Annotated in this window: 2 protein-coding genes; both read left to right on the top strand. The window is 75.6% G+C overall.

Annotation, left to right across the window (positions count from 1 at the left end):
• Nucleotides 1-144 precede the first annotated feature (144 nt).
• Nucleotides 145-999 carry a DUF4132 domain-containing protein gene (locus ACIBBH_RS34885; protein WP_399411684.1) on the top strand — a complete coding sequence of 285 codons (855 nt, stop codon included), beginning with the start codon at nt 145-147 and terminating at the stop codon, nt 997-999.
• Nucleotides 996-6,020, top strand: a complete 5,025-nt coding sequence (locus ACIBBH_RS34880; RefSeq protein WP_399411682.1) for a hypothetical protein — start codon at nt 996-998, stop codon at nt 6,018-6,020. Before ACIBBH_RS34885 ends, ACIBBH_RS34880 begins: the two co-directional genes overlap by 4 nt.
• The last annotated feature ends 29 nt before the right edge of the window (nt 6,021-6,049 follow it).

Genomic DNA, 6,049 nt, shown 5'->3' with positions numbered 1-6,049 from the left:
CGGACAGAACAACGCGAAGACAGCCCAGCAGGGCGTCAGTCAGTGCCCGGGTCACGACCACCGGAACCCGAGTATCAGCATCAATGTCAGTGCCCTGTCCTAGAGTTCCCGTCACTTGATCACTGCGGTGCTGGGGAGGCACGTATGGGGTGGGTCCGGGCGGGCGACTACGAGGTCGCCCTCGACGGCGGAAAGGTGGTGTGCCGCAACGCGGCCGGACGGCGGCTGAAGTCCGTCCCCGCCAAGCTCGCCGACGATCCGGCGGTGGTGGGGCTGCGGCAGCTCGCCGAGTGGCTCGAGCGGCACGAGCGGCGGTGCCTGGCCGACGTCGAGCGGTGGATGGTCCGCTCGCTTCCGGTGCCCCTCGCCGTCCTCGCCCGGGTGTGGCCGGACCCCGCCTGGCAGGCCGCCCTGCGCGACCTCGTCGTCACGGGCGCCGACGGCGCGGTCGCGGGATTCCTGCGGGACGCCGACCCAGAACGCGGACTGGGCCTGGTCGACCTCGACGGCGACACCGTGCGCGTGGCCCCCGACCTCGTCCGCATCCCGCACCCGGTACTCCTGGACGACCTGGCGGAGCTGCGGGAGTTCGCCGTCGAACTCGGCCTGGAACAGCGGGCCCAGCAGCTCTTCCGCGAGGTGTTCCCCCGCCCGGCCGCCGTCGACACCGAGGGCACGCAGGTCGAGGAGTACGCGGGCGGCTCGTTCAAGGAGCTGCGCTTCCTGCACGGCCGGGCCACCCAGCTGGGCTACCGCGTGCGCGGGGGCAACTGCGTGTGTTCCGTGCTGGAGGACGGCCGGGGGGTCGAGGCCCGGGTGTGGATCGGCGACTACGAGGGCTACGAGGAGACCGAGACCGGACCGCTGATGTGGACCGACACCGGCGGCAAGGTACTGAAGCTCGGTCAGGTCGGGCCGGTGGCCTGGTCGGAGGGCATGCGCATGGCGGCCGCGCTGTACGCCGGACGCGACATCGAGGACGAGGAGCGGGCGGCATGACGGCCACGACGACGTACGACGAGACCACCGCGGCGGCGCTGCTCGACGCGGGGGCCGTCCTGCCCCCGGGCACCACCGGCCGCGACGACGCCGACACGCTCACCGTCCGCACCTACACCCACCCGGCGCTGGACGACCGGCGCGTGGTCCGGCTCGTGCCGGGCACCCTCGGCGAGGCCGAGGACCTGGCGCTGGAGTTCCTCGGCCTGGAGCGCGAGTCCGAGACTCCCGAGGTCGGGCAGGTGCGCCGGGAGACGCTGGGCTTCCCCGCCTGGGCGCTGGTCAACGACCCGGCGAACGGGCACCACGCGCTGGCCCTGGTCAAGGACGTCGAGCGGCTCGCCCGCCAGGCCAAGGCCCGCCCGGGCAACGCCAAGGACGGCTTCGAGGCGCTCGGCGTGCGGCTGGGCCGGGCCGTGCCGCACTTCCTGCCGACGTTCTACGAACAGGCCGCCCGGGTCTTCCTCCAGCACGAGAACACCACCTACGCCGCCGCCTTCTTCGGCAAGGCCCGGGAGGCCGAGCGGGTGCACGCGCTGGCCGTCGACGAGGAGCGGCAGCGGGCGGTGTTCCTGGAGTTCGCCTTCGCCGGGGCGCTGACGGTCAAAGCCCTCAAGGAGCATGTGAAGGACCTCGCACGGCGCCTCGACCCGGCCGAGGCGTGGGCGCAGTTCCGGCAGCTGACGGTGGAGCGCTGCGCGGCCGGGATGCCGCCGTACGCCTCGCTGCCGCAGGACGCGCGCGGCCTGATCAAGGCGGCCGGTCTGAACCGGGTCACCGAGGAGTGCGCCCTTCTCGCCGACCTGCTCGCCTCCCCCGCGGCCGTCCGCGCGCCCGCATCCTTCTGGACCGCCTACCGCGCCACCCTCGCGGTGCTCGCCGAGGAGCGGCCGGCGGTGCGGGTCCGGCTGCTGGAGATCATGCCGGCCGGGCTGGGCCGCGAGGTGGAGGACGACGAGTTCTGGCTGACGCTGCTCGCGGAGAGCGGCGCGGACCGGCTGCTGACCGGTGAGGACCACGAGGAGCACGGTGTCGACGCCGCCGACTGGCTGAGCCGCTGGGCGCTGCACCGCAAGCACGGCAGTGCCTACTCCAGGCCGTCCGCGGCCACCCTGGCGCTGGTGGAGCGGATGGCGCCGGGGCTGCGCGCCGCCGGCCGGCCCGTAGGCCTCTTCACCGGCCGCTGGCACGCCGGTGCCGACCTCGATCTGCTGGACCTGTGCGTGGCGGAGGGCATCCCGCTGACGGTGCCCGCCCCGGACGTGGACGTGTATCTGGCCCTGGAGCGCTGGCTGCCCGACACCCGGCCGGGCCGGCGCGATCTGGTCGCCACCGCGGCGGACCCGCGCCTGCGGCGCCTGCTGCACCGGGCCATCGGCACGCTGGGGAACGGACAGCGGGTGACGTTCGAGGCACTGGCCGCCCTCGCCGTCCACCCCGTACTCGGCGACGTGCTGCGCGAATGGCTGGACGAGGCGGCCGAGGAGTACATCCGCGCGGTCGGCCTGCCCGGCGCCCGCGCGGCCCTCGACCGGCTGCGCCCCTTCCGTACGATCGCCCGCGAGGTCAACCCCGGTGCCGTCGCCCGGGTCGCGGAGCACGCGGTCGCGCCGCTGCTCGGCCGTACGCTGCGCGCCGGCATCCTGGACGAACTGGGCTGGCCCGCCCTGGAGGAGGCGCTGCGGCTGCTCGACGCCAAGCCCCGCAAGGGCGAGGACAACACGCTGACCGTCACCGAGGCCTGGCCCGCGCTGATCCTCGCCCGGCCGTACAAGGCGGTCGTCGTCGGCCCGGAGGGGATCCTCCTCGAACACGAGCTGCGCCTCCCCGGTGACCTCGACCGCTGGCAGCGCCCCCGGTTCCGCTACACCGACGGGGAACTGCTGGTGATGTGGCGGCAGGGCAGCAAGCAGTTCGGCTACTGGTCCGCCCGGCCGTCCGAGGTCTTCCCCCTCACCGGCGAGCAGCTCCCCGGCTACTGGGCCGGCAACGACACCGGCACGCCCTCGATCCCGCTGCCCGGCGGCGGCCGGGCCACCGGTGGCCGCACGCTGCACGCCGGGGACACCGTCCTGCCGCCCAGCCGTGCCGTCATCGGCGACGGCACGACGTACTGGCGGCAGGGCAGGCAGGGCCGGCAGACGGTGTGGCTCGAGTACGACCCGGCCAGTGGCACGCACGGCCGTGCCTCGCTGCCCGCCTTCCTCCAGTCGGGCATCCGCGAGGACGCTTCCCTGCTGCCCGCGCACTGTGACGTCCTGCCGCTGCAACCCGGTCTGGAGAGCAGCCCGTTCGGCACCGACGGGAGGGTGCTCGGCCGCTGGGTGCGTACCGAAGGGGAGGGCACCGAGGCGGTGATGACCGCGGGGACTCCGGACGGCCGGACCGTCACGCTGCCCGCCGAGCAGGGGCACGGGCGCCGCGTTCCGCTGGGCGCGCTGCGGCTGCCCGGTGGGGCGGAGCCCGTCGTCGCGCAGTCCCATCTGACGGTGTTCCTGTACGCCGGCGAGGGTCCCTCCGCCGCCGGAGTGCTCGGCCGGGTCGTGGTGCACGAGCAGGGCGGCGAGTTCGCCGCCGGCACCCGGTTCGTACCGCCGGTCGCCTTCTGGCACGCCCTGCGGCCCCGCGACGAGGGGTCGTCGGCCGTGCTGCGGGCCCTGACCGACGAGCAGGTCACCGAGGTGCTGCGGGTCACGGCCGGGGCGCTGGCCGAGCGGCAGCGGCAGGAGGCGGCCGCCCGGGCGAGCGGTTCGGGCGGCGCGGGCGGGTCCGGCGCCGACGGCAGGCCCGCCGTGCCGACCGCCGACGAGGTCGCCCGGCTCGCCGTGTCCCGCGCCCTGCCCCGCCTCACCCACGAGCGGCTGCTCACCGGCGTCGCCACCCTCGTCCGTACGGCCCTGCGCGTCGCCGAGTCGGCCGCCGCCTTCGCGGCACCGCCCGCCGAGCGGCCGCGGCCGGACCACCGCCGGACCAAGGGCATGTTCGCCGACTACTGCCCCGAGTCCGGCGAGGACCGCGCGCTGAACACGGCCACCGCCGGGCTCGCCCAGCTGAGCGGATGGTGGGGCGGCGAGCGGTGGAGCGCGCTGCGGCAGATCCGGTCCGTGAACCACGTACTGTCCGGGAAGCCCGCCGACGGCAAGCCGCTGCCCGACTCCGAGCGGCTCGCCGCGCTGGGCGACGGCTGGCGCAGCGACGAGTTCACCATCCCCGGCATCGGCATGGTGTGGCCGCCCCTGCTGTCCGCGGTACGGCAGCTCGCCTACCGCGCCGCCTCGCCCGCCGTACCCGAGGCCGAACGGGAGGCGCTGCTGCTGCTGTTCGAGGCTCTCACCGAAGGGCCGCTCCTCGCTCCGGGAGGCGCGCTCCGCCAGATCGTGCTCAGCGAGCCGCACGACAAGCAGCAGCGGGCGGGTCAGGTGCTGCGCCGCGAGGGCCGCACGGTGGTCGTCCTCGGCTGCCAGCGCATCGACGGCCCGCGCGACCGCGTCGACTGGCTGGCCCTGGACCACGACCCGACCGGAGCCTTCGGCGCGATCGCCCACTTCACACTGGACGAGGAGATCCGGCACACGCCGGACCTGCCCGCCGGCCAACTGGCCGCCCTCACCCGGCTGATCCGGGACAAGGGCGCCGCGCCCTGGCGGCCCGAGGCCCCCGCCGCGCTCACGGCCGCGACCCGGGACGGCCTCGGCCCGGCCCAGGCCGCCGTCCTGCTCGCCGGTCTGCCGCACCACACCGACGCCGGGGCACTCGCCATGATCGGGCTGAAGCCCCGGCAGAAGGACTTCGGCGACGTGATGCTCCGGTCCCTGGACGCGGACGACCGGGCCGCGCTCGCCGGGGCCCTGCTGCCCGCCGACCCGGCCGGCCTGTGGACGACGGGACCGGACACCGAGGCCGCGGGCCGGGTGTGGGCCGAGCGGCTCGGCTCGCTCGTCCGGCTGCCCGAGGACATCGCCGCCGATCTCCCCATGGACGCAGGCGCGGCCGAGGCGGTGCTGAATCCGGGGCGCACGCCCTGGCTCAGCCGCACCAGCGTCCTGCGGCCGGACAAGGACGGCGACCTGGTCTGGGCGGACCCGGCGGCGATACCCGGGCGGCACGACCTGCCCGGCGCCGTCGCCGCCCTGGCCGCGCTCGCCTACAGCCTGCCGTACGGGCATCCGCTGCGCGCCGCCCTGCCGGACGGCCTTGCCGCGCTGCGCCGCCGCCTCACCGACCCGGAACTGCTCCTCGAACTCGACGTGTCCTGGGCGGAGAAGGGCGGTCCGACCGCCGTCGAGGTCCGCAAGGCGTACGGGCTGCCCGCCACCGGCGGGGCCGACGCGCACGGGCTGACGCGGGCCGGCGAGGCGCTCGTCCTGCGTCCCTCGTACGGCGACAGCGAGAACGTCCTGGTCCGCCCGGCCGCGCTCACCGGTCCGGACGACGATGTCCTCCTGCTCCTCGAAGGCCTGGTCGGCCCCCACCGCGGCGACGGCCTGCGGGCCCTGCGGACGATCCTCGGCGACGAGCTCGCCCGGGCCCTCACGACACGCACCGACGCCGAAGGACCGGCGGGCCACGCCCAGGACCCGGCCGTCAGCGTGCCCGCGCTGGTCGCCGAGGTCGCCGCGGCGCACGGCCTGAGCGAGGACGCGGCGGCGCTCTACCTGCAACTGCTGGCCCTCCCCGACCCCACGGACCGCAACCGCGCCCGGTGGACCGGCTGGAAGCCCGCCCGGTCGAAGAAGGCCCGTGCCGAACTGGCCGCGACCGGCCTGGTCGTGGAAGCCAAGCGCCCGCGTGCCGGGCGCACCCTGTTCCTGCCGTGCGGCTGGTACGACCTGAAGGCCCCGGCGCTGCCGGTGGAGACCTGGAAGGAGGGGCTCTACCCCGTTGCCGGCCACCACCGCGCCGTACCGCCGCTGCCGGTGCCCGAACTGTTCACCCGCGCCTGGGACCGGGTACGCGCGGGCGACGCGCCGGCCTACGAGGAGCTGACCACGCGGGCCACGCGGAAGGGACGCCGCCGATGAACACCGCCCGCGTGACGGGCCCGCGTGAC

This window comes from Streptomyces sp. NPDC051636, assembly GCF_044453765.1.
In the GTDB taxonomy this organism is placed as follows: Bacteria; Actinomycetota; Actinomycetes; order Streptomycetales; family Streptomycetaceae; genus Streptomyces.
The sequence above is the reverse complement of the archived record's forward strand: the minus strand, read 5'-3'. Positions and strand labels throughout refer to the sequence as shown.

Excerpts from the sequence above, each read along its gene's own strand:
- ACIBBH_RS34885 (WP_399411684.1), top strand. The coding sequence starts at position 145 with ATGGGGTGGGTCCGGGCGGGCGACTACGAGGTCGCCCTCGACGGCGGA.
- ACIBBH_RS34880 (WP_399411682.1), top strand. The coding sequence starts at position 996 with ATGACGGCCACGACGACGTACGACGAGACCACCGCGGCGGCGCTGCTC.